General features: G+C 66.9%; 4 protein-coding genes. All 4 read right to left on the bottom strand.

Annotated elements, in window-relative coordinates:
• The coding region (locus AC1VAN_RS13410; RefSeq protein ID WP_480985974.1) for an alpha/beta fold hydrolase at positions 1-211 on the bottom strand (211 nt) is incomplete at its 3' end.
• Between the two features lie 125 nt (positions 212-336).
• The gene (locus tag AC1VAN_RS13405) at positions 337-1,353 is read right to left on the bottom strand and encodes a 3-oxoacyl-ACP synthase III (protein WP_025875853.1); all 1,017 of its coding nucleotides are present in this window, start codon (positions 1,351-1,353) and stop codon (positions 337-339) included.
• 102 nt (positions 1,354-1,455) lie between these two features.
• A complete protein-coding gene (locus tag AC1VAN_RS13400; protein ID WP_025875855.1) occupies positions 1,456-1,773 on the bottom strand; it encodes a DUF4156 domain-containing protein in 318 nt (105 codons plus the stop codon).
• Between the two features lie 195 nt (positions 1,774-1,968).
• Positions 1,969-4,270 (bottom strand): M16 family metallopeptidase (locus tag AC1VAN_RS13395; protein WP_480985973.1); only part of this gene is annotated, 2,302 nt, incomplete at its 5' end.

Genomic DNA, 4,270 nt, shown 5'->3' with positions numbered 1-4,270 from the left:
GGCCCATGCCGATATGGTCCGGCACGATGCAGCGGTACCTGTCCGACAGGCCGGCCACCAGCGTGCGCCAGTAATAGCTCCACGACGGGTTGCCGTGCACCATCACCACCACTTCGCCATCGCGCGGGCCTTCGTCGAGATAGTTCATCGACAGGCCGGGGCGGACCTCGAAACGCTGCGGGTGGGCGGGGTAACCGGGAAGCTGGGACATCGGATCGCACCTGTAGAAAGGGCCGGTAGAACCGGCCCTTGGACACTTGGAAACATCATCGCTGTCCGTCGCGAGCGATTGGCTGGCAGGTGCGGACGGCGCGCAGCAGGTCAGCGGTGACTTTTTTACCAGACCACTTCGGCCATCGAGCAGTTCAGGCCCGAGCCGATGCCCAGAAGCGCGATGCGGTCGCCCTTCTTCAGCTTGCCCAGCTGCTTGAGCTTGCTCAGCACGATCGGCACCGAGGCCGGACCGATGTTGCCGTGCTCGCCGAAGATGGTCATGACCTTCTTCGGGTCGATGCCGAAATTCTTGATGAACGCCGCAGTGTGCGGCTGGCTGACCTGGTGGATGACGAACTGGTCCAGCTCTTCCACGGCCCAGCCCAGTGCGATCTTGGCGGCGGTGAAGGTCTTCTGGGCCAGCTTGATGCCCTCGATCAGCAGCATGCGGGTGTCGGTGACCATGCGGTCCAGGTTGCCCAGGCACAGCTGGTTCCACTCGGTGGCCGAGCGGGTCACGCCACCCTTGTAGCGCGGCGCGTCGGGCACCAGCTCCGAACGGGCCATCACCATCGCGGCTGCACCGGACCCGGTGGTCAGCGCCGCCAGCTCGTTGCGGAAGTCGTCAGCGGTGACGTCCGGCGCGGTCATCCGCTCCAGGGTCTTTTCGTACACCAGGTTGGCGGTCTCGCCATCCACCACCAGCGCATAGTCGATCTCACCGCGCTCAAGCATGCGCGCAGCGATGTCCATGCCGTTGATGAAGGCCAGGCAGGCATTGGCGACGTCGAAGGTCATGCACTCGTCGCTGACACCGAGGTTGCCGGACACGATGGAAGCCGTGGACGGCTCCAGGTAGTCACGGCTGACCGAGGTGTTGATCAACAGGCCCACCTGCGTCGCATCGATGCCTGCGTCTTCCAGCGCCTTGCGGCCAGCCATGGTGGCCGCATCGGACGCCAGGACGCCGTTGTCCCACAGGCGGCGCGCGTGGATGCCGGCGATGTCGCCGAGGACGTCGGTACGGATACCAAGGCGATCCAGCGTCGGCTGCAGGCGTTCGTTGATTTCCTTGGTCGTCAGCGTGTGCGGCGCATCAACGTGAGCCAGGCCRGCAATCGAGACATTCTTGAAGAGCATCGAGGTTAGCGCCAAGGCTCAGGCAAAGGGGGCGCTATTCTATAACCCCCCGGGCCTTCACCGCATCTTTACGAATTCAGCCTTGGCCGTATGGTGAAGGATTCAGCGCGGCGGGCACTGGAAGGCGGCGAAGCGCTGGCTGCCATCGGCAGGGGCCGCAGCGGCCTGCACGGCGTTGGCGCCGGTGGTCGGGGCCTCGTTGCGGGCCAGGGTTTCCAGCTCTTCCTGCACGCGCAGCGGGTTGCGGTTGTAGAAGCCGACCTTGCTCTTCACGGTCACCACCACTTCGCCCTTGGAGATGCAGCCGGCCGGTACCGGGCCTGCCGGCAGCACGCGGGTCGCCTTGCCGGCCGGTTCGATCGGCACCCAGGTGCAGGCGGTGACGGTGAGCAACAGGGACGACAGCAGCAGAACGCGCATGGGCAGGATCCTGGAAGGGAATGTCAGGAGTGTGCCTGAACCGTCTGAATCAGGGATAGCCGGAGAGGGCTGCGGTAGCGCCGGGCCATGCCCGGCGGTTCTTCGAAGGCGTCCAGATGCCGCGCTGCGCGCTCGCCGGGCACGGCCCGGCGCTACCACCAGAGGCCTGCCCGCCGGAGCGGGCAGGCACATCACTTACTTCTTGACCGGGTTGCCTTCGGCATCGATCACGGTCACTTCGCCCAGGTTCAAGGCGCGCACGGCCGCTTCGGTCTGCTTGAGGTCACCCACCACCACCCAGGTCAGCGCCTGCGGCTTGATCTCCGCTGCCGCCTGCTGCACCTGTGCCGGGGTCATCGCTTCGATCTCGGCCTTGCGGCGCAGCACGTAGTCGTCCGGACGCTTGAACTGCACGATCGTGCCGATGGTCGAGGCCACCGCGCTGGCGGTCTCGTAGGCGCCGGGCAGGCTCAGCGTCTGGATGTTGCGGATGCGCGCCACTTCCGCGTCGGTCGCCGGCTTGCTGCCGTTGGCGAACTCGGCGATCTCCTTGCGCATTTCCGCCATGGCCGGGCCGGTCTTGTCGATCTGCACCGGTGCCATCGCCATCCACGGGCGCTGGCCCACGGTGTTGCTGGCGCTGGTGCGGGCACCGTAGGACCAGTGCTTGTCCTCGCGCAGGTTCATGTTCAGGCGCGAAGTGAAGTCACCACCGATCACGCCGTTGGCGATGTCGAAGCGGGTCGAGCTGGCGTCGCTGGACGGCGGCACGACCTGGCCGGCGAACAGGTTGGCCTGCACCGCGCCCGGCTGGTCGATCAGGAACACGCGCGGGCTCTTCGGAAGCGCCACGGCGGTGGTGGCCTTGATCGTCGGCGCATCACCGGTGGCCTTCCAGTCGCCCAGCTGCTTGTCCAGCAGCGGCACGATCTCGGCCAGGGTGGTATCRCCCACCACGATCAGGGTGCCGTCCTGCGGGCGCAGCCAGTCGCGGTGGAAGTCAACCAGGTCCTCGCGGCCCAGGCTGCTGATCGCCGCTTCGTCACCGCTGCCGGTGAACGGGATCGCGTACGGGTGGCCCTTGCCGTACAGCAGCGGCGGCAGCACGCGCATCGCTACCGCACCCGGGTTGACCTTCTCCTGCTGGATGCCGGCGATCCAGGTCGCCTTGACCCGGTCGATCTCGCTCTGCTCGAAGCGCGGCTCGCGCAGCAGGCTGGCATACAGCGCCAGCGACGGCACCAGGTTCTCCTTCAGCGCGGACAGTTCCACATCCACCGAATCCAGGCCTGCGGACGCATCGAGATCCGCACCCAGCGCATCGGCTGCATCGGCGAAGGCCAGCGAGCCGAGCTTGCCGGCGCCTTCGGTCATCAGGCTCATGGTGAAGTTGGCGGTGCCCGGCTTGCGGCCCTGGTCGGCGGTGAAGCCACCCGGGAACTGGTAGCTGAACTGCACCACCGGAATCTCGTGGCGCTCGGCCAGCACCACCTGGGTGCCGTTCTTCAGCGTGGCGCGCTGCAGGGCCGGGAACTTCAGCTGCGGGAACTCGCGGGTCTGCGGCACGCCGGCCTTGCGGTCCACCTGCTCGGGCAGGGTGCTGTACCTGCTGTCGACCGCCGGCACGTTGAACGGCTTCGGCGCCTGCGAGGGGTCTTCCTTCAGCGCCACGCGTTCACCCGGCTCGACCACCAGGGTGTGGCTGCCCTTGTCCAGCCACTGCGCGCCCAGGCGCTTGAGGTCGGCAGCGGTGGCCTTGTCGATGTTGGCCAGCGAGGTGCGGAAGCAGCCCGGGTCGCCGGTGTAGACCGTGCACTCGGCCAGCGCRTCGGCCTTGCCRCCGAAGCCGCCGATGCGCTCGATGCCRCGGATGAACGCCGCGCGCGAGCCGGTCTTGGCGCGTGCCAGTTCTTCGGCGGTCGGGCCCTCCTTGAGCAGGCGCTCGATTTCCTCATCGATGATCTTTTCGACCTTGGCCGGATCCTGGCCCTGCTTCACCGTGGCCATCACCATGAAGTTGGAACCCAGCTGCGAGGCGTAAGCGCCGGCGCTGATGTTGTCCACCAGTTTGTCCTGGTGCTGCAGGCGCTGGCTCAGGCGCGAGGACTTGGCGCCGCCGAGCACATAGGCCAGCAGCTGCAGCTGGTCGACGTCGGTGGTGCCGACCTGCGCCACGTTCCAGGCGCGGTAGATGCGTGCCTGCGGCACCTTGTCGGTCATCACCTCGCGGGTGTCGGCCAGCCGCTTGGCCACGTCCACCTTCGGCTGCGCCATGGTCGGGCCGGCCGGGATGCTGCCGAAGTACTTGGCGGCCTTTTCCTTGGCGGTGGCCAGGTCGATGTCACCGGCCAGCACCAGTACCGCGTTGTTCGGGCCGTACCAGGTGCGGAACCAGGTCTTGACGTCGTCCAGCGAGGCGGCGTTGAGATCGTTCATCGAGCCGATCACGCTGTGGTGGGCGTTGAGATCGTTCATCGAGCCGATCACGCTGTGGTGG

This window comes from Stenotrophomonas sp. 05L44_2 (assembly GCF_056665995.1).
Note: the sequence above shows the minus strand (reverse complement) of the source record. Positions and strands in the feature narration are given on the sequence as shown.